Genomic DNA, 18,698 nt, shown 5'->3' with positions numbered 1-18,698 from the left:
GGGCGCTTGCTTTTGACGGTTTCGGGTGTACTTCGGGTGGGATCGCAACCGTCTCGGTCGCCTGACTGGTACTTGGCGAGAACGTGAGCTAACAGCAATTCGACATGCCAAGCTGGATTGATGGCTTCTTCGATCTGGAAGGATTTGATGGTGATTCAACCACCGTCTGCAAATGATGGGATGATATTCCCTCTGCTGACATCAAGGTAGCGTAGCGCTGACGCCAGATCGGGAACCCTCCCCCAAAACGCGGTCAAATTTCAAACCTTGTGAGCAACGTCACAATCAATATGGGTGTTGCACATGATGGAAGAGATGGTGGCGCACCGCCAGTCTTCACGAGCTATATGCAGCTTTTTGACTTTCTTCAACTTGGTGTAGATCGGTTGCGGCATGTCCAGCGCCGGAATACCTGGCGAAACGACGATCGAAAGCCGCCGCATCCATAGGGTGTTGCTCGCTTCACGCGAAAGATTATCCAGCTTATACAACAGGACTTGCCCCAATTGAAGCCCGGCAGCAAAGCAACTCGACAAAGCCCAGCTCTCCGTAATATTTTTGCGGTCCGGCAACACGATGGCAGAGGCATTGAGCGCCCCCTCATTGAGCATCAGATCATTAATGACGATAGATTGCTTTTCCTGACCGACGACAAACTGGCTCTTCCGCAGCTCGCGCAAGAAAACGAGGCTGACCTTCATGCTGGAGATCTCCATCTCCAACAAGTAGGTTCCGGGTCGGGACTCGCGGATACTGCCATTGAGTGGAATTGCTTCCAGACACTCTTCCACCGGGTCTTTTCCGGCGAATACCTCCATTTTCTCAACAAGCTCAATAGAGAATTCATCGCCGGGAAAAGCCTGGTGGAATACACGGCCTAGGCATTCGATTGCGAACTCGATTGCATCGATGCTGCTGAGATGTGGCTTTTGCATGCTGCCGCCTTTCGCGGACCACACGTCTGGCAAGAGCACAGAACCAATGCAGGAGAAGCCCAGAGTTTCTCCATTCTCCGCCAGGGAAAAATCTGAAATGACCTGCTTGGTGTTGACGTAGCCAAACCCGAAGTACCGCGACTCACGTGCACCCAAAAATTCATCTATGGATTGATAGTAACTGAATGACATATTGGCTTTCCACAAATCAAAGGTCAATCACATTATCAATTGGTCGTATTGGGCTTGTGCCATGCCTACCGCATCCGAGATCGACATGACTGGCTTTCGTCCGATAATTCCGGCGATCCGCTTGGCACGTTCTTCGATTGAACCACCAACGATGTAATAAGGAATCGCCAGTTCGTCAAAAGCAGCCTTCAGCAAGCCATCAGACGCTGAACGAAACAGTTCATTGACTGGGCGATGCCCGTCTTTGGTCAATGGCAGCTCGTTAGGCAGATGCACGAACAAGTCAAAGGAATTTTTCACGTGCCGCTTGAAGACCTTACCCAACTCGCCCATTACCGCTTCGAAGTAAGCCAGTTCGTCAGTCCGCGCGACGCACTGACCAGGTTGCAAGCTGATCGACGCATTTGGATTGATACCATACACAACGCGGACGCTGCCATAGATCCACTCCTGCAGCGAACATCCATCCGATATAAAAACGGGAGACAAGTCATGTTCATGAACGACTCGCTCCATGTGGCGAATCACAATCATTTGGATCAGCTCCAGAGATGTGCACTGTTCGAGATCCTTTCCTGGCGCTGCTTCGGGAAGGATCTCACGCATGGTGCGCGCCTCAGTGCGCGGCAGCCCCAAGTAATGGCCAAGAACGAGCGAGGTCATGGTTTTGCCTGAAGAATAGGTTCCTGTGATGCCCAAGCGCATGGACTTGTCCCCGAATCAGAAGTTGGATGCAATCTCTACAGCCTGCTGCTCCGCACGCTGCCTGGTCTGCTCGAAGTCAGGATTGACCACGGTAGGCGCAAAGTGAATTTGCTGAATATCCTCCACGCCAACGAACTTCAGCCAGTCGGTCAGATAGGGCGTACTGAAATCGGATCCGAAGTTCACCGGAATACGATGGTGATAGACACCACTGGCATGTATGATGCAAGCCTTTTTATTCTTCAGAAGGCCGCTGTATCCCTTCTCAAGATCGAAGCCGAATGCCCAGCCCGGCTGGGTAACGACGTCAATGAACTGCTTGAGAATATAGGGCAGGCCGTTGTTCCAGAGGGGTACGTTGATCACGTAGGCATCGGCAGAAGCAAACCGGTCAAACACTTCCCTGATGCCGGCCCATGCGCGTTTTTGTTCGGTGGTCGCCTCTGCGCCGGTAAACAGGGCCATCTTCGCACTGACGGCTAGCTCCCCGAACTCCGGCAGTTTTCCGGAGAACAAATCGAAGCGATCAACTTCAATGGCCTTGCGCTTTTTCAGTTCGCACAGAAACACTTCCGCGAGCTGCAACGAACGGCTGTCTGTACTGCGAGACGACGAATTGATATGCAGAATCTTCATGCTGTAGGTCCTCCTTGAGTTAAGTTTTTTAACTCTAAAGCAAGGATTTCCCTGAAGGAATTCCCAAAAATCAGACTTCCTCTGTGCATAAATACCCATATGAATAGCTTGCAATGGGACGATGTTCGATATTTCCTGACCTTAAGCCGCGAAGGTAGCCTGTCCGCCTCAGCCAGATTGCTCGAAGTCGAACACTCAACGGTAGCGCGCCGCGTAGGCAATCTTGAAAAGACGCTCAAGGTCAAATTGTTTGACCGCTTGGCACGTGGATGGGTATTGACCAGGGAAGGCGTGGAACTGTCCAGGCAGGCAGAGTCGCTGGAAATGGAAATGCTCTCGCTGTGGCGTACGGCGTTAGCTAACACCACGCTGTCAGGCACGGTGCGTCTGTCGGCGCCGCCGATCCTGATGAGCGACTTTCTGGTTCCCAGATTGTCGTCTTTTCAGGAGAAATACCGGGAGATCGAGCTGGAGCTGATCGGCGAGAGTCGCGGCGCCGACCTGAGTCGCCGAGAAGCGGATATCGCATTACGCATGAGCGAACCAAAGAGTCCGCAACTGGTGGCACGTCTGTTGTGCAATGTGAACTACAAGCTCTATGGGGTACCGGCATGGCTGGAGAGACCGGAATCCGAGCGTTCATTCATTGGGCTCGACCTGAGGAGCGGCTGCTGGCAAAAGATCTGGCTGGAAAAATATGTAAGCCCACGCAGTTACGCGCTAAGGACCAACGACATTCGCGCCATGTACCACGCCGCATTGTCCGGGATCGGCATGGCGCTCTTGCCGCGATTCATGGTGGCAGAAGACAGTCGGCTTGTGTCCATACCGATGCCGAAGTCCCCGCCGCCCTGCCCCTTGTACCTCGTCATGCATTCCGACGTACGCAGAGCACCACGCATCCGCGCGACGGCTGACTTTCTGATCGACCTGGTGCAGTCGCACGCCCACAACTTCTGAGCGGTCCAGTCAGCCTGCGGGGAGGAGAAAGAACCGTTTATTTCTTCTGATCCGGCGGCGTACCCGGCGCACCAAAGGGGAAGGTACCAAACATGTTCTTGGTCTGACTCTGCATCTGCTCCTGCATCTGGATGAACAGGTTCTTGCTCTGTTCGATGTAGTTGCTCATCATGCCCTGCATCATCGGACCTTGTACGTTCATGAACTGCGTCCACATCTCGGGGCTGAAGGGCTTGCCTTCGTAGAAGCCCTTGGAGTTCTCGGCCAGCTTGTTCTGGATGTCGATGAAGGTCTGGATGTTCTTTTCCAGGTAGTTGCCCATCATGCCCTGCATGGCATGGCCGTAATAACGGATGATCTGCGACAGCGCGCCGCTGGAGAACATCGGCACGCCATGCGACTCTTCTTCCAGGATGATCTGCAACAGAATGCTGCGGGTCAGGTCGTCGCCGCTCTTGGCGTCGACCACGGTGAATTCTTCATTGTCCAGCACCAGTTGCTTGACGTCGGTCAGCGTGATGTAGGAACTGGTCTGGGTATCGTACAGACGGCGGTTGGGATATTTCTTGATCAAGCGATCTGCCGAATTTTTTGCAGTAGTCATCTGAAGTCCAGTCTCTCTCTCATTGCAGCCGTCTTGCCGGCCTTGGTTTGCAGCGGTGCGGGTGGCTTCGATGCGGTCCTCACCCGCGGGCGTCCGGGACATTGTGCTGTCCTCTCCTTGCTTCTTCTCTCTTCTACTGTGTGCCACCTGCTTTTTGCAGGGCAGCAACGCAATCCATTATAGGGGCGAAGAGCGGCAAAAGGGGAGCCCTGACGTGCCAGACTGACAAAATCCCAGCCCGTGACACACGTAAAAACGGCCACGCATGCGGCACTGCCGCGCACGTGGCCGTCGAAGACGGCATCAGCCCATGTACAGGCCGCCGTTGAGCGAGAAGTCCGAACCGGTGGCGTACCCGCCCTCAGACGAGGCGATCCAGGCGACGATGGAGGCGATTTCCTCCGGCTCACCCAGGCGCTTGACGGGAATGCCGGAGACGATCTTCTCCAGCACTTCCGGACGGATGGCGCGCACCATGTCGGTCCCGATATAGCCCGGCGAGACGGTGTTGACCGTCACGCCCTTGGTCGCCACTTCCTGCGCCAGCGCCATGGTGAAGCCGTGGATGCCGGCCTTGGCGGTGGAGTAGTTGGTCTGGCCGAACTGGCCCTTCTGGCCATTGACCGAGGAGATATTGATGATGCGACCAAAACCGCGCTCGCACATGCCCTCGATGACCTGCTTGGTAACGTTGAAGAGCGAATTCAGGTTGGTGTCGATGACCGCATCCCAGTCGCCCTTGCTCATCTTGCGGAACTGGCCGTCGCGGGTGATGCCGGCGTTGTTGACCAGCACGTCCACTTCGCCGATCTCGGCGCGCACCTTCTCGAAGGCGGCCTTGGTCGATTCCCAGTCCGAGACGTTGCCTTCGGATGCGTGGATGTCATAGCCCTGGCCGCGCATGGTCGCCAGCCAGGAATCCTTGCGGGTGGAATTGGGACCGCAGCCGGCCACCACGGTGTAGCCGTCCTTGCACAGACGGGTGCAGATGGCGGTTCCGATGCCGCCCATGCCGCCGGTCACATATGCGATACGCTTGCTCATTATGCTGCCTCCTATAGGGATGGTGATTTATTGGGGTAAGCCCTGCTCCCCTCTTTCGCGTCTGCTTTGCGCCGCATTGGTGGAGGCCCTTCGCGCGAAGGGCGCTCCTTTGTCTTGTCAGGCCGGGCTGCGCCGCGGATGCGCTGTCGGCCGTCTCTCTCTGTCGGCGGGCCGGTACCGGTCACCGCCCTCTTCTTTATCCATGCCGCCGGCTTCTGTGGCCCTTCCTGGCCGGCTGGCAGATTCGCATCAACCAGCCGCCTGGTCGGCCTTGACCTTGACGTAGCGTCCCGGTGCCGGTTCGATGGGCTTGTAGCGCGTCGAACCCGCAGCCTTGGGGGCAGCCACCTTGCGCCCGCCATGCTTGGCCAGGAAGGCGGCCCACTCGCCCCACCAGCTGCCCGGATGCTCGGTCGCACCCGCCATCCAGGTATCAGCATCGCTGCCGGCACGGGCCTTGTCGTTGATCCAGTAGTTGCGCTTGTTCCTGGAGGCCGGATTGATCACTCCCGCAATGTGACCCGAGGCGCCCAGCACGAAGCGGTTGTTGCTGCGCTTGCCGGTATTGATCAGCTCCAGCGAGGCATAGGCCGATTTCCACGGCACGATGTGGTCATCGCGCGAGGCATAGATGAAGGCCGGCGCGCTGATCTTGCGCAGGTCGATCTTCTCGCCGCCCACGGTGAGGCGCCCGGGTTCCTTGAGCGCATTCTCCAGATACATGTGCCGCAGGTAGTAGCAGAACATCGGCCCGGGCAGGTTGGTGCTGTCGGCATTCCAGTACAGCAGGTCGAAGGCGCTGGGCTTCTCGCCCTTCAGGTAATTCGATTCGACGTAGTTCCACAGCAGGTCGTTGGGACGCAGGCTGGAGAAGGCACTGGCAAAGTCGCGTCCGGCCATCAGGCCGCGCTGGCCGATCATCTGCTCGCGCAGGGCCAGCTGCATTTCGTCGATGTAGACATCGATGGCGCCAGTGTCGGAGAAATCGAGGAAGGTCGTCAGGAGTGTCAGGCTGGACACCGGATCTTCGCCGCGCGCGGCCAGCAGCGCCAGCGCACAGGACAGGATGGTGCCCCCCACGCAGAAACCGAGCGCATTGATCTGCGGCTGCTTGCTGATTTCCTGGACCAGATGGATGGAGCGCACCACGGCGTCATCCACGTAGTTTTCCCAGGTGGCGGTCTCGACCGTGGCATCAGCATTGCGCCAGGAAATCAGGAACACGGTATGCCCCTGCTCCACCGCATAACGCACGAGCGAATTCTGCGGTTGCAGGTCGAGAATGTAGAACTTGTTGATGCAGGGCGGCACGATCAACAACGGCACCGCATGCACGGTCTTGGTCAGCGGTGCGTACTGGATGAGCTGGAACAGTGCGTTCTCGAAGATCACCGAACCGGCACTGGCGCCCACGTCGCGACCCACTTCGAAAGCGGTCTCGTCCGTCTGGGAGATGTGGCCCTTCTGCAGGTCGGCCAGCAATTGCGCGATGCCTTGCGTGAGACTCTCGCCGCGCGTCTCCAGGATCTTCTGCTGTGCCACCGGATTGGTGGCCAGGAAGTTTGCCGGTGACATCGCATCAATCATCTGCTGCACCGCAAAACGCAGTTTGTGGCGCACCTTCTCGGTGCCCTTGACCGCATCGGCCAGGGCCAGCAGGAAGCGGGAATTCAACTGGTAGGCGGCCGCCTGGAACGCGAAGTAAGGATGTTCCTGCCAGGCCGGCGCCGACAGGCGGCGGTCGGTGATGGCCGGCGTCTTGGCCGCCAGCATCGACTGCCACAGCTCGCCGAATTCGCGGGTGTAGTCCTGCTGCAGGCGGACCAGATCGGCGGGATCGAGGGTGGCACCCAGGTCGCCGAGTTGCTTGAGCAGGACCGCGGGATCGATCTGCCCGGCACCGGGCGGCATCGCACCACCGGGGAAGCCCTGAAAGCCCGGCATCTGCGGCATGCCCGGCATCGCGGGCACGGGCGGCAAATGCGACTTGAACTGCTCGAACTGGGATTGGAATTGGGACTGCAACGAGGTCCAGAACTTCGGATCGGACATCTGTGCCAGCCACGCGGATACATCGGGAGAGGGTTGCTGCGGATTCTGCTTGTTCATGCTCGGATCTGCAATTTTCGCGTATCGTTACGGTTTGTCTCGAAGCGTCACTTCACCATGGTCATCGTCGCTATCGCATGGCTCTACGTCGTCTTCATGATGTCGATCACCGAACAGTCGGCGATTGCTGGCGTCGCCACTTTCCTGCTGTACGGGATAATTCCCCTGACCATCGTTTTATACCTGATGGGTACGCCGCAACGCAAGCGGAATCGTCAAAAGATGAAGAAATTGACAGCTGAGCGCAAGGAAGAAATCAGCGATGAGCCGCCCGACAAACGCGAGTCCGTCAACCCGGATGGGACACCGCGCGATCCCGCTGGGTGAGTCCTCACCCTTCCGATGCTCTTGCGGAAAACTTAGAAAACGACATCAACCGCCAAGCTGTGCGCGCGTCCGCAACGCCCGCAGCATGCCGGTTTGCGCACTGCATCATGCAGTGATGCCGGGCGGCAAAACTCAGCAAAACGACCAAGATCACGTCAGCCTCGCGCCACCCGTCGCAAGGTGATCCGGCGATAGCAGGGTTTCAGTACGGCAAGCATGTCGCGCAGCACCGCCGATCCACGCCAGGGTGGCGAAACATAGGCCATCCGTAACTTCAGGCCATCGCGGTCACGTAACTCACAATCAAGCATGGCGATCATGCTGCCATCGAGCCAGGCATAGACATGCACTTCATTGGCCTGGCGCTGCCGGGGGCCTTCGATCTGCCAGCCGCGGGACTGCTGGATGGCGTGACTCATCGTGTCGCCTCCAGCAGATCGAGCAGGTGCCAGGCCAGATGCAGACCCAGCAGCAGCAAACCGATGAAGAAGCAGCGACGGAAGGTGGCGGCGCGCACCCGCGCCCGCACCCGGCTGCCGATGGCCATACCCAGCAAGGCGGGCAACAGCACCATCAACGACGCCCAGCCTACGCCTGCGCTGAAGGCTCCCGCTTGCCCCAGGTTGACGGCCAGGGCCAGCGTGGAGACGGTAAAGGACAAACCCAACGCCTGGATCAGCTGGTCGCGCGGCAAGCCCAGCGCTTGCAGATACGGCACCACCGGAATCACGAATACGCCGGTGGCCGCCGTCACCAGCCCTGTCAGCAAACCGATGAGCGGCGACCACCAGCGCTCATGACGGGACGGCACCGTCGGTGTCCAGGCTGCCAGTCCGGCCAGCGCATACAGCATCAGCGCCACACCCAACACCACGATGGCATGACGGCCACCATCGGCGCGCATGAATCCGGCACCGGCCAGCGTGCCGATGACCACGCCAGCGAGCAGCGCCCACAGGCGTTTTGCCAGCATCAGCAAGGCGCCGCCCGTGGCCAGCTGCCAGCCATTGGTGACCATCGAGGGCAGGATCAGCAAAGCCGCTGCCTGCACCGGCGACATCACCAGACTGAGCAATCCGATGGCCACCGTCGGCAGACCCAGGCCGATCACGCCCTTGACGAAGCCGGCCAGCAGGAACACGGCCAGGCTCACGGCCAGCGTCGCGGCGTTCATCTCGACAAGGGAAAGCAGGCTGGGCATGGCGGGAAAAGGAGCGTGAAGAGAAGATGGCGAAGAATCGATGCTTGCCAGTCTGCCAGTCCTCGCCCACTCTGAAAATGTGGAATACACTTAGCCAGCCTTCGGCCTGGCCGAAGGCTCAACGCGACTCCCCCACCTTCCAGGCACACCGATGAGCCATCGTTTCGAACTGTCCGACCTGCGTCTTTTCCTGCACATCGTGGAAAGCGGCAGCATCACGGCCGGCGCCGAACGCGCCCACATGGCGCTGGCCTCGGCCAGTGCACGCATTCGCAACATGGAGGATGCACTGGGCACCGCCCTGCTGGAACGCGGCCGGCGCGGTGTGCAGACCACCGATGCAGGGCGCGCCCTGGCCCATCACGCACGCATGATGGCGCAACAGATGCAGCAGCTGCGCGATGAACTGGGCCAGTATGCGCAGGGCCTGAAGGGCCATATCCGGCTGCTGTGCAATACCTCGGCCATGACCGAATTCCTGCCGGAAGTGCTGGCCCGGTTCCTGGCCCGGCATCCGCACACCGATATCGAACTGGAAGAGAAACTGAGCTATGAAGTGGTGCAGGCCGTAGTCGATGGCGTGGCCGATGTCGGCATCATCGCCGACTCCGCCGACAGCGGCCCGCTGCAGACCTTTCCGTTCCGCCAGGATCATCTGGTGGCGGTGCTGGCCAGGAAACATCCGCTGGCGCGCCGCAAGTCATTGGCCTTCAGTGAATTGCTGGGCGAGGATTTCATCGGACTGTCCGGCGACAGCGCCCTGCAACAGCACCTCTCCAGCCATGCCGCCCGTGCCGGACGGCGTCTGCAATACCGGGTGCGGCTGCGCAGCTTCGACGGCATCTGCCGCATGGTGGAGCATCAGGTGGGCGTGGCGGTGATTCCGGCCACGGCAGCCCAGGACTGCGCGGCGCACAGGGATATTCGCACCATCCCGCTCACCGATGGCTGGAGCCGGCGCCAGCTGCTCATCTGCGTGCGCGGGCTGGAAGGCTTGCCCGGCCCTACGCGCGAACTGATCCTGGCCCTGCAAGGCCACGCGTGAGGCAGCAGGAAAAATGGCGGCGCCGCAGAGCCGCCATCGATCAGGCAAAGAAGGATTCGCCCCCGCTCGCAGTCTTGCTCACTTGAGCCAGATCAGCGAGCCCATGCGTCCGGTGGTCTTGTCGCGCCGGTAGGAATAGAAACGGGAATCGGCCACGGTACACAGGCCGCCTCCGCTGACTTCCTGCACATCCACGCGGGCCAGGCGCTGGCGGGCCAGTTGGTAGATGTCAGCCAGGTATTTTCCGGGGCGTCCCGGATACTCACGGAAGGCCATGTGCGCCTCGGGCAGTTCCGCCATGAAAGCCTCGCGCACCTCGGCGCCGACCTCGAAATGCTCCGGCCCGATGGCCGGCCCCAGCCAGGCCAGGATGTCCTGCGCGCCACGTGTGCGCATGGCCGCCACGGTCTGTTCCAGCACGCCGGCAGCCAGCCCGCGCCAGCCGGCGTGGGCGGCACCGACGACGCTGCCGGCGCGGTCACAGAACAGCACCGGCAGGCAGTCGGCCGTCATCATCACGCACACCGCGCCGGGCGTACTGCTGATGCAGGCGTCAGCCGTGGGCTGGTCAGGCAGCGCGGCGGCATCGAGCACCGTCACGCCATGCACCTGCGTCAGCCAGGCCGGTTCGGCGGGCAGCAGGCGGCGCAGCAACGCGCGGTTGCGTGCCACCCGCTGTGCATCGTCCTCGACGTGGGTGCCCAGATTCAGGCCGTAGCCGCCCTGCCCGTCCCCGTAGGGCGCCGGGCTGAAGCCGCCGGCGCGCAGGGTGGTCAGGGCACCGATGTTATCGGGTGCGGCCCAGTCGGGGATCAGCAGTTCCATGGGCGGGCTCGCTCAATAGTCGTCATCGTCTTCGTCATAGTCGCCCAGGACCGGATCGGCCTCCTCGCTCATCTCGGGGATGACCGCCAGGGCCGGGTCGATGTGGGCGCGCCGGAGCAAGTCGACGATGTCTTGCGGCAAGGGGGCCGCCCACTGGCGGAACTTTCCCGAAGTCGGATGCACCAGGCCCAGGCGCCCGGCCAGCAGTGCCTGACGCGGGAAGATGGGCGCCAGATGCTGCTTGCCATAGAGCGTATCGCCCACCAGCGCAAAGCCCAGCGATTGCAGGTGTACGCGGATCTGATGGGTACGACCGGTTTCCAGGCGGCAATGCACCAGACTGACCGGCTTGCGGTCGATCTCGCCGGTGGCCAGGCGACGGTAATGGGTCACCGCCGGCTTGGCGCGCATGCTCTGCGACACGGCCATCTTGATGCGGTCGCGCGGATGGCGCGCCATCGGTGCATTGATGGTGCCGGAGAGCTGCGGCAGGCCCCACACCAGCGCCAGGTACTGACGCTTCATGCTGCGTGCCTGCAACTGACGCACCAGGTCGGTCTGGGCGGCCAGGGTCTTGGCCACCACCATCAGGCCGCTGGTTTCCTTGTCCAGACGGTGCACGATGCCGGCGCGCGGCACGTTGGCCAGGGCCGGGCAATGATGCAGCAGGCCGTTCAACAGCGTGCCGCTCCAGTTGCCGGCGGCCGGATGTACCACCAGGCCGGCCGGCTTGTTCAAGATGATGATGGACTTGTCCTCATGCAGGATGTCCAGATCCATGGCTTCGGGGGCATAAGGCTGGTCGGCCGGCACCGATTGCGGCGCCACCTCCACCAGCTCGTCGCCCAGCATGGTCATCTTGCCCTTGGCGGGCGCGCCGTCAACGGTCACGTGGCCGTCTTCGATCCACTGCTGGATGCGGCTGCGTGAGAATTCGGGCATCAGGCCGGACAGGACCTTGTCCAGCCGCTGGCCGATGACCTCGTCATCCAGGCGAAAACTCAGGGGCTCCAGGCTGGAGACGCTTTCCTCACCGGCTTGCTCGCCGTCATCGAAATCGTCCTCCAGCGGGAGGTCGGTCTTTACAGGCTCATCGCCATTTGTAATCGGAAGGGGTTTCTTACGTGACATCAGCTATAATCGCCGGATCGGGTTGATTGTATTTCGGGTATCGATGCAGCCGGCTCGGGTAGGCGCACAGCGCCATGCACAACTGATAGTCCCAGACAAGCACACAAGAGTCATGCACAAAATCTTATTGAAGTTTTTCATCATCGGTTTTGCCCTCTCGCTCACCGCCTGCGGCCTCTTGCCGGAACAAAAGGACGAGACGGTCGGCTGGTCTGCCCCGAAATTATACTCGGAAGCCAAGGATGAACTGAATGCCGGCGGCTACGACAAGGCGATCAAGTATTTCGAGAAGCTGGAATCGCGCTACCCCTTCGGTACCTACGCCCAGCAGGCACAGATGGACATCGCCTACGCCTACTATCGCCAGAACGAGCAGGCGCAGGGTCTGGCCGCGGTGGACCGCTTCATCAAGCTGCACCCGAACCACCCCAATGTGGACTACATGTACTACCTGCGTGGCCTGATCAACTTCAATGATCGCACCAGCATCTTCGACACCTTCACCGATCAGGACAACACCGAGCGCGATCCCAAGGCCATGCGTGACGCCTTCGACTCGTTCAAGCTGCTGGCCGAACGTTTCCCCGACAGCAAGTACACCCCGGACGCCATTGCCCGCATGAAATACCTGGTCAATGCCATGTCGCAATACGACGTCCACGTGGCCAACTACTACTTCCGCCGTGGCGCCTACGTGTCGGCCGCCAACCGCGCCCAGGCTGCCATCAAGCAGTATCCGGATTCCCCGGCCAACGAAGAGGCGCTGTTCATCCTGATGCGCTCCTATGAGGCTCTGGGCCAGACCAAGCTGAAGGAAGATACCGAACGCATCATCCAGGCCACCTATCCCAACAGCCCCTGGTACCACGGCGGCCCCAAGCCCAAGTCCAAGCCCTGGTGGAAGGTCTGGTAAGCCCGACCCGGCAACGACAAGCAAAAAAAACCTCGCCATGCGCATGGCGAGGTTTTTTTTCGCGCTGCCGGTGGGCCTGTCGGCCCCGGCTCAGCCCTCCAGCTTGCGGCGGAACACCCAGCTGCTCTCGGTCGAGACTTCGGGTGCAAAGGCATAGCCCTCGACATCGAAGCCCTTGAGCTTTTCCGGCTGGCTGATGTTCTTCTGGGCCGCATAGCGCGCCATCAGGCCGCGCGCCCGCTTGGCATAGAAGGAAATGATCTTGTACTTGCCGCCCTTCCAGTCCTCGAACACCGGGCAGACCACCTGCGCCTTGAGCAGCTTGGGCTTGACCACCTTGAAGTATTCCTCCGAAGCCAGGTTCACCAGCACCGGCGTCTTCTGCGCCGCCAGTTCGCCATTGAGCGCCTCGGTGATCTCGCTGCCCCAGAAGGCATAGAGATCCTTGCCGCCCGGATTGGCCAGCTTGGTGCCCATCTCCAGGCGGTACGGCTGCATCAGGTCCAGCGGGCGCAGCATGCCATACAGGCCCGAGAGGATGCGCACGTGCTGCTGCAGGTAATCCAGCTGCCTGGCATTGAGCGAGCCGGCATCCAGCCCTTCGTAGACGTCGCCGTTGAAAGCCAGCACGGCCTGCTTGGCATTGCTGGTGGTGAACTTGCGCGACCAGCTGGCATAGCGGTTCACGTTCAGCACCGACAACTGGTCGGAAATGCCCATGAGACTGCCGATCTCGGCCGGCGACTTGGTCTTGAGGACCTCGATGAGTTCGGCCGAACGCGACACGAAGGCGGGCGTGGTGTGGAGCTCGGTGTTGGCAGGCGTGTCATAGTCCAGCGACTTGGCGGGAGACAAAACAATCAGCATGAGGCGTTCATCCAATGATCAGGTTGGGACAGAGTGGCCGTCATGATACCCAAAGCGCGGCGCTTGCGTGCGGAGGGGGCGGCTGGAAGCCGATATGAAAGTCTGGACAACAAAATGCCGGTTGTTGCGCCTTTGAAGCGTGCACCGCGGCTCCTACACTGAAGCAGTGGACATGATGGCGAACCCTGGCGCCAGGACGCTCAAGCGCCCGTCCGTCGACGACGGCACGGGGGAGCAGCGTGGCCGCACGGAGAGCGGGATCGGTTCCGATTCAAGTTCGGCAGCAGACTTGCCGTTAATCAACAAGGCAGCAAGCAGGTGATTTGGCAAGGAAGCAAGGAAGCAAGGAAGCAAGGCAGCAGCAGCTAAGTCTTCCAGGGCCGACATCGTCTCGGCACTTTGCCGGCATTTTGCTGTCCATGAGAGACAAGGGCAGCCCTGCCCGCCTGACCCCGCCGGCCACCGGCAAGGAGGACATCATGAAACGAGACAAAGCCCTCATGGGCGAAATCCTGAAACAGCTGGCAGCCTTCGGCACTCTCTACGGCGACGTCGAGAAGATCCAGAGCACCCTGCCCGGACAGGTGGCGCCGGAGGTGATCCTGCATCATCTGCGCCTGCTCTATGACCGGGGACTGGTGGCGGTGGACATGCACAATTTCTGGCGCGTCACCGATCAGGGGTATGATGCGCTCGAAGCCGGCGGCGATCTCTTTGCCAAGCAGGAAGCGCCGCCTCCCGGCCATCGCGGCATCGACAACTAGTTTTCACTCAATGAGCATCCAGGCAACACCTTCCCTCAGCGCTGTGCTTCCCCAGTCTTCCGGCCCCGCTGCTGACGCCCCCGCCGGGCGCCAGCGCGTGGTGCTGGACACCAACGTTTGTCTGGACCTGTTCGTCTTCCGCGACCCGCGCTGGGCCGCCTTGCAGGCAGCTCTGGAGCAAGCAACGGTAGAGGCCTACACCCGCGAGGATTGCCGCAACGAGTGGCTGGCCGTGCTGGACTATCCGCATCTGCCGGTCACGCCCGAGACCAAGCCGGCCATCTGCGCCGAATTCGACCGCCTGCTGCGCTGCCTGCCGCTGGCGCAGGTCAATACCTTCGGCCTGCCCCTTTGCACCGATGGCGATGACCAGAAATTCCTGGAACTGGCCCTGCAATGCCAGGCCCACGTGCTGGTCAGCAAGGACAAGGCCGTTCTCAAACTCGGCAAGCGCACCCTCAAGCGCGGCCTCTTTGCCATCGTGCCGCCCCAGCTCTGGCGGGCCGATGCCTTCCTCGATCCGGCGACCTGAAGCGCCGCGAGAATCCGGCTAGAATAGCGGGCTTGCGATCATCACAAGAACGAGCCCGCTGCAATGAGCACCCCCAACATCGTCACCAAGCTGCCCAAGGTCGGCACCACCATCTTCACCGTCATGTCTGCCCTGGCCAGCGAAAAAGGCGCGGTCAACCTGGGGCAAGGCTTCCCTGATTTCCATTGCGATCCGGCGCTGGTCGATGCCGTCACCCGCGCCATGCAGGAGGGCCTGAACCAGTACCCGCCCATGGCCGGTGTGCTGCCGCTGCGCGAAGCCATCGCCGACAAGGTCGAGCGCCTCTACGGCCATCGCTATGACCCGGTCTCCGAGATCACCGTCACCGCCGGTGCCACCCAGGGCATCCTGACCTCGGTGCTGTGCGCCGTGCATCCGGGCGATGAAGTCATCGTGATCGAACCGGTTTATGACTGCTACGTCCCCGCCATCGAGCTGGCCGGTGGCATACCGGTGTTCGTGCAGATGGAAGTGGGCGCCGCGGGTTACAGCATCCCCTGGGACAAGGTCAAGGCAGCCGTCACGCCCAAGACCCGCATGATCATGGTCAACACCCCGCACAACCCGACCGGCAGCGTCATGCGCGCCGCCGACGTGGCCGCGCTGGCCGACATCGTACGCGGCACCGATATCCTGATCCTCTCCGACGAGGTCTACGAGCACATGGTCTTCGATGGCCAGCCGCATGAATCGCTGGCACGCCATCCGGATCTGGCCGGGCGCAGCTTCATCAATTCCAGCTTCGGCAAGACCTATCACGTCACCGGCTGGAAAATTGGCTATGTGGCGGCACCGGCTGCGCTCACCGCAGAATTCCGCAAGGTCCACCAGTTCAACGTCTTTACCGTCAACACCCCGGTGCAGTATGGTCTGGCCGAGTATATGAAGAACCCGGCACCGTACCTGGACTTGCCGGCGTTTTACCAGAACAAGCGTGATCTTTTCCGCGCAGGACTGGCCAACACCCGTTTCGAGCTGCTGCCCTCGCAGGGCACCTATTTCCAGTGCGTGAAGTACGACGCCATCTCGGACCAGTCCGAAGCCGACTTCTGCAAATGGCTCACCAGCGAAATCGGCGTGGCCGCCATCCCGGTCTCGGCCTTCTACAACACGCCCAAGGAATCGGGCATCGTGCGCTTCTGCTTCGCCAAGAAGGATGAAACGCTGCAACTGGCGCTGGACCGGCTGGCGAAGCTGTAAGACGGTCGGTGCGCAAATCGTTTAGATGTTTTCGGTAACGTGACTTCCCCCTCAACACGACACGCAGAAAAGGAACGCCATGATTGACGTCTACAGCTGGGCTACCCCCAATGGCCACAAGGTCCACATCATGCTGGAAGAATGCGGCCTGCCCTACACCGCACATGCCATCGATATCGGTGCCGGTGACCAGTTCACGCCCGAATTCCTGAAGATCTCGCCCAACAACAAGATTCCCGCCATCGTCGACCCCGATGGTCCGGACGGCGCGCCGATCTCGCTGTTCGAATCCGGCGCCATTCTGATCTACCTGGCCGGCAAGACGGGGCGCTTCCTGGGCGAGACCGTGCGCGAGAAGTATGAAGTGCTGCAATGGGTGATGTTCCAGATGGGCGGCCTGGGGCCGATGCTGGGCCAGGCGCATCACTTCCGCCTGTATGCGCCGGAGCAGATCGAATACGCCGTCAACCGCTACAGCAACGAAGCGCGCCGCCTGTATCAGGTCATGGACAAGCAACTGGGCCAGCATGCTTACCTGGCCGGAGACAACTACACCATCGCCGACATCGCCTGCTTCCCCTGGACCCGTTCGCACAAGAACCAGGGTATCGATCTGGCGGATTTCCCCAACGTCAAGCGCTGGTTCGATGCCATCAACGCGCGTGCCGCCGTACAGCGTGGCGTGACCGTGCTGGCCGACCAGCGCAAGCCGCTGCAGGATGACAAGGCCCGCGAACTGCTGTTCGGCAAGAGTCAGTACCAGAAACGCTGATCAGCACGAGGGACCGGAACTGGCGGGGAGCACGGCTGCACGCCAGCCGCAGCCATCTCAGGGACAGGCAAAGGGCGCAAACTCGAAACGGTTGCGCCCTTTTTCCTTGGCGCGATAGAGGGCATCGTCGCTGGCGCGCAGGACCTGCTCCTGACCGATGCAGTCGCTCTGCATCAGGGCGATGCCGATCGACAACGTCACCTCCACCTCCTTGCCCTCGTGCAGCATGGGATGACTGGCAAAGCTGGCCTGCAGCCGCATGGCGAACTCGGCGGCGGCCTGCAGATTGGCGCCGGTCAGGATCACCGCGAATTCCTCGCCGCCCAGTCGGCCCGCGGTATCGGTCCTGCGCAACTGGCTCTTGAGCACTTGCGCAAAATGCGTGAGGACCTGGTCGCCCACGGCGTGACCGAGGCTGTCGTTGATGCGCTTGAAATGATCGAGGTCGCACATCAGCACCGCCGCCGTATCGAGCATGCCGCGCTGGATGCGGTTGTACTCTTCCTGCAGGCGCTGCATGAAGAAACGACGGTTGGGCAGCTGGGTGAGGAAATCGGTGAGCGCGAATTCCTGCAGCTCCAGTTCGAAGGTCTTGCTCTGGCTGATGTCACTGATGAAGCCATGCCACAGCGTGGTGCCGTCTTCCAGGCGGCGCGGACGCGCCTGGCCGCGCAGCCAGCGCACGCCATGGTCGGCCGTGATGACGCGGAACTCCAGCATCCAGTGCGCAGCGCCGGCCAGAACCGCCTGGCGCGCCGCCTCGTATAGGGGCAGGTCTTCGGGATGGATGACGGTATCGATGATGGCGGGTGTCTCCAGCAACTGCTGAGGCGTCAGGCCATAGGTCTCGCGCGCCCCTTCACTGACGTAGGTGAAGTAACCGCGCTCGCCGGGCGGAACGCGAAACTGAAACACCATGCCAGGAATCTCGCTGGTCAGGTAATCGAGCATGCGGCTGCTCTTGGCCAGTTTTTGCGTAAGCCGCTTGATCTCGGTGATGTCGGTGGTGGTACCGATCATGCGCAGCGCATTGCCCTGGGCATCGCGCGCCACCACCTTGCCACGGCTGCTGATCCACTTGTAGCTGCCGTCGCGGCAGCGGATGCGGTGCTCCACCTGGTAAGTGTCCGAGCGCGAAGCAAAATGCTGGCGGATGCTCTCCTGCACCTCGGGCAGGTCGTCCGGATGGATGCGCTGGTAGGCATCTTCCAGATGGCTGGACAGCTCCCAGTCCTCGTAACCGAGGATGGCCTTCCAGCCGCGCGAATAATACATCTCGCCGGTCACGGCATTGCGGTCCCAGATGCCGGTGCCACTGCCCTCGATGGCCAGCGCCATGCGCTCGTCGGCTTCGCCCGGCGGCTCGCTCTTGACGCGCGCATGGACCGGTACCAGCGCCCGCTCGATGGCCAGCATGGCCATCGATACCGCTGCGCCGACGGTATCGCGATAGGCCTGATCAGAGTGAGAGGCGTCGCCAAGTGCCTCGGTGGCGGCGCAAATGGTCAGGATGCCCGCGACTTCACCTGCGAAGGAGCGCAGCGGCAGCATTTCCAGCAGGCTGCGTTCATGGCGCGCCGCCAGTGCGGTCAGGCCATGCCAGAACTGCGGCGTATCGGGATCGTCCACCTCCAGCGCGGTCAGCTCGGCCAGGAAGGCCGGCGCCACGCGCGGGGCCGCGCCCACGCGCATGCGGCGAACCTGCGGATCGAACAGGAAGATGGCCAGGGCACGTTGCGGATAGCTGCCCGAGAAACCGCTGGCGATCCGGTCCAGCAATTGCTCCAGCGGCGCACCGCGCGCAATGTAGGACAGCGTCACATTGTTGAAGGCGAGCGCCTTCCGGTAGAACTCGGGATCGGCGTCGATCTGGCAGGGCGGGCGTTCTGGCATCATGAGCAACAGGATCGGCAAG

At 61.2% G+C, this 18,698-nt stretch carries 20 protein-coding genes; 8 read left to right on the top strand and 12 right to left on the bottom strand.

Annotation, left to right across the window (positions count from 1 at the left end; genetic code table 11):
- Positions 1-260: 260 nt before the first annotated feature.
- From HWE01_RS12400 to HWE01_RS12390, 3 genes are read right to left on the bottom strand one after another with little or no spacing between them, the layout of a single operon-like run.
- Positions 261-1,154 carry an AvrD family protein gene (locus tag HWE01_RS12400; protein ID WP_241821967.1) on the bottom strand — a complete coding sequence of 298 codons (894 nt, stop codon included), beginning with the start codon at positions 1,152-1,154 and terminating at the stop codon, positions 261-263.
- On the bottom strand, positions 1,155-1,832 hold the full coding sequence (locus HWE01_RS12395) for a DEAD/DEAH box helicase family protein (protein WP_241821966.1): 678 nt from the start codon (positions 1,830-1,832) through the stop codon (positions 1,155-1,157). It lies immediately after the preceding gene.
- Positions 1,833-1,847: 15 nt separating this feature from the next.
- Positions 1,848-2,468, bottom strand: coding sequence for an FMN-dependent NADH-azoreductase (locus tag HWE01_RS12390; RefSeq protein WP_008329994.1), 621 nt, complete (start codon positions 2,466-2,468; stop codon positions 1,848-1,850).
- A gap of 99 nt (positions 2,469-2,567) precedes the next feature.
- Here HWE01_RS12390 and HWE01_RS12385 point away from each other — a divergent pair, with 99 nt between their 5' ends.
- Positions 2,568-3,428, top strand: a complete 861-nt coding sequence (locus HWE01_RS12385; protein WP_241821965.1) for a LysR family transcriptional regulator — start codon at positions 2,568-2,570, stop codon at positions 3,426-3,428.
- 37 nt (positions 3,429-3,465) lie between these two features.
- Here the strand turns inward: HWE01_RS12385 and phaR are convergent, their stop codons facing one another.
- The 3 genes from phaR to phaC form a co-directional block, all read right to left on the bottom strand.
- Complete coding sequence (phaR, locus tag HWE01_RS12380) at positions 3,466-4,032, bottom strand: polyhydroxyalkanoate synthesis repressor PhaR (RefSeq protein WP_008329998.1); 567 nt, start codon at positions 4,030-4,032, stop codon at positions 3,466-3,468.
- Between the two features lie 303 nt (positions 4,033-4,335).
- Positions 4,336-5,076 (bottom strand): 3-ketoacyl-ACP reductase, encoded by a 741-nt coding sequence (locus tag HWE01_RS12375; protein WP_008330001.1) that lies wholly within the window; start codon positions 5,074-5,076, stop codon positions 4,336-4,338.
- A 249-nt stretch (positions 5,077-5,325) separates the two neighbouring features.
- Positions 5,326-7,185, bottom strand: coding sequence for a class I poly(R)-hydroxyalkanoic acid synthase (phaC, locus tag HWE01_RS12370; protein WP_241821964.1), 1,860 nt, complete (start codon positions 7,183-7,185; stop codon positions 5,326-5,328).
- 57 nt (positions 7,186-7,242) lie between these two features.
- Here phaC and HWE01_RS12365 point away from each other — a divergent pair, with 57 nt between their 5' ends.
- Positions 7,243-7,512: a hypothetical protein gene (locus tag HWE01_RS12365; protein WP_008330004.1), complete on the top strand. Its 270-nt coding sequence runs from the start codon at positions 7,243-7,245 to the stop codon at positions 7,510-7,512.
- 155 nt (positions 7,513-7,667) lie between these two features.
- Here HWE01_RS12365 and HWE01_RS12360 read toward each other — a convergent pair whose 3' ends face one another.
- Together HWE01_RS12360 and HWE01_RS12355 are read right to left on the bottom strand one after the other, a co-directional pair.
- The gene (locus HWE01_RS12360; protein ID WP_008330006.1) at positions 7,668-7,931 is read right to left on the bottom strand and encodes a hypothetical protein; all 264 of its coding nucleotides are present in this window, start codon (positions 7,929-7,931) and stop codon (positions 7,668-7,670) included.
- A complete protein-coding gene (locus tag HWE01_RS12355; RefSeq protein WP_241821963.1) occupies positions 7,928-8,713 on the bottom strand; it encodes a sulfite exporter TauE/SafE family protein in 786 nt (261 codons plus the stop codon). Before HWE01_RS12355 ends, HWE01_RS12360 begins: the two co-directional genes overlap by 4 nt.
- A 151-nt stretch (positions 8,714-8,864) precedes the next feature.
- Between HWE01_RS12355 and HWE01_RS12350 the strand changes: the two genes are divergently transcribed.
- The gene (locus HWE01_RS12350; protein ID WP_008330010.1) at positions 8,865-9,758 is read left to right on the top strand and encodes a LysR substrate-binding domain-containing protein; all 894 of its coding nucleotides are present in this window, start codon (positions 8,865-8,867) and stop codon (positions 9,756-9,758) included.
- 78 nt (positions 9,759-9,836) lie between these two features.
- Here the strand turns inward: HWE01_RS12350 and pgeF are convergent, their stop codons facing one another.
- Both pgeF and HWE01_RS12340 read right to left on the bottom strand, forming a co-directional pair.
- On the bottom strand, positions 9,837-10,583 hold the full coding sequence (gene pgeF, locus HWE01_RS12345) for a peptidoglycan editing factor PgeF (RefSeq protein ID WP_241821962.1): 747 nt from the start codon (positions 10,581-10,583) through the stop codon (positions 9,837-9,839).
- Between the two features lie 12 nt (positions 10,584-10,595).
- The gene (locus HWE01_RS12340) at positions 10,596-11,714 is read right to left on the bottom strand and encodes an RluA family pseudouridine synthase (protein WP_008330014.1); all 1,119 of its coding nucleotides are present in this window, start codon (positions 11,712-11,714) and stop codon (positions 10,596-10,598) included.
- 112 nt (positions 11,715-11,826) lie between these two features.
- Between HWE01_RS12340 and HWE01_RS12335 the strand changes: the two genes are divergently transcribed.
- Positions 11,827-12,627 (top strand): outer membrane protein assembly factor BamD, encoded by an 801-nt coding sequence (locus HWE01_RS12335; protein ID WP_175344340.1) that lies wholly within the window; start codon positions 11,827-11,829, stop codon positions 12,625-12,627.
- Positions 12,628-12,717: 90 nt separating this feature from the next.
- Here HWE01_RS12335 and yaaA read toward each other — a convergent pair whose 3' ends face one another.
- Complete coding sequence (gene yaaA / locus HWE01_RS12330) at positions 12,718-13,494, bottom strand: peroxide stress protein YaaA (RefSeq protein WP_008330043.1); 777 nt, start codon at positions 13,492-13,494, stop codon at positions 12,718-12,720.
- Positions 13,495-13,973: 479 nt separating this feature from the next.
- Here yaaA and HWE01_RS12325 point away from each other — a divergent pair, with 479 nt between their 5' ends.
- The 4 genes from HWE01_RS12325 to HWE01_RS12310 all read left to right on the top strand — a co-directional run bounded on the left by HWE01_RS12325 (position 13,974) and on the right by HWE01_RS12310 (position 16,783).
- Positions 13,974-14,258, top strand: coding sequence for a hypothetical protein (locus HWE01_RS12325; protein WP_034350685.1), 285 nt, complete (start codon positions 13,974-13,976; stop codon positions 14,256-14,258).
- Positions 14,259-14,268: 10 nt separating this feature from the next.
- On the top strand, positions 14,269-14,790 hold the full coding sequence (locus tag HWE01_RS12320) for a PIN domain-containing protein (RefSeq protein WP_034350462.1): 522 nt from the start codon (positions 14,269-14,271) through the stop codon (positions 14,788-14,790).
- A 63-nt stretch (positions 14,791-14,853) separates the two neighbouring features.
- On the top strand, positions 14,854-16,011 hold the full coding sequence (locus HWE01_RS12315) for a pyridoxal phosphate-dependent aminotransferase (RefSeq protein WP_241821961.1): 1,158 nt from the start codon (positions 14,854-14,856) through the stop codon (positions 16,009-16,011).
- Positions 16,012-16,090: 79 nt separating this feature from the next.
- A complete protein-coding gene (locus tag HWE01_RS12310; protein ID WP_008330052.1) occupies positions 16,091-16,783 on the top strand; it encodes a glutathione binding-like protein in 693 nt (230 codons plus the stop codon).
- A gap of 57 nt (positions 16,784-16,840) precedes the next feature.
- Here the strand turns inward: HWE01_RS12310 and HWE01_RS12305 are convergent, their stop codons facing one another.
- Positions 16,841-18,679, bottom strand: coding sequence for a sensor domain-containing diguanylate cyclase (locus HWE01_RS12305; protein ID WP_241821960.1), 1,839 nt, complete (start codon positions 18,677-18,679; stop codon positions 16,841-16,843).
- Positions 18,680-18,698: the final 19 nt, after the last annotated feature.

It is taken from the genome of Herbaspirillum sp. C7C8, from assembly GCF_022627875.1.
Taxonomy (GTDB): domain Bacteria; phylum Pseudomonadota; class Gammaproteobacteria; order Burkholderiales; family Burkholderiaceae_D; genus Herbaspirillum.
This window is presented reverse-complemented; position numbering and strand designations above follow the sequence as displayed.